The 542-nt window shown below is 48.0% G+C and carries 2 rRNA genes; both read right to left on the bottom strand.

The window, feature by feature from the left end:
* Window positions 1–177 (bottom strand): 23S ribosomal RNA (locus tag QMK33_RS23450); the annotation flags it as partial.
* A 245-nt stretch (window positions 178–422) separates the two neighbouring features.
* Window positions 423–542, bottom strand: a 16S ribosomal RNA gene (locus QMK33_RS23445); the annotation flags it as partial.

Raw genomic sequence — 542 nt, 5'->3', positions numbered from 1 at the left:
GTTTGCCCTAGCTACTTACGTAACTAGTCACGAGTCTTCAACTCGCGGGGTTGCCCCATTCGGAAATCTGGGGATATAACGGGTATGTGCCCCTCCCCCCAGCTTATCGCAGCTTATCGCGTCCTTCCTCGCCTCTGAGACCCTAGGCATCCCCCGTGTGCTCTTACTTACTTCTCGCTTGCGGGTTGTTCTACCAAAGTAGAAGCAACCTGCTGCTATTCTGTGAATAACAGCCCGCTTTTTACTTCTCTTTCTTGTTTTCCCTTACGTCAAAGAACGTTTACTACTCTACTAGTAGTAAATGAGTTTAGTAACTAAGCAGTTACTAAACTAAAATAACTTAGAATGAGGAAACAGACAATGTTGTAAGTACGCAGCGTGCGTCATTAGACTTCTAAACGTCGTGAGCAGAGTCGCTCCAGAAAGGAGGTGATCCAGCCGCACCTTCCGGTACGGCTACCTTGTTACGACTTAGCCCTAGTTACCTGTTCTACCCTAACTGGCTTCGTTGCGGAGCACCAGCTTCAGGTCTACCAAACTTC

This window comes from Hymenobacter sp. H14-R3 (assembly GCF_030063445.1).
In the GTDB taxonomy this organism is placed as follows: Bacteria; Bacteroidota; Bacteroidia; order Cytophagales; family Hymenobacteraceae; genus Hymenobacter.
The sequence above is the reverse complement of the archived record's forward strand: the minus strand, read 5'-3'. Positions and strand labels throughout refer to the sequence as shown.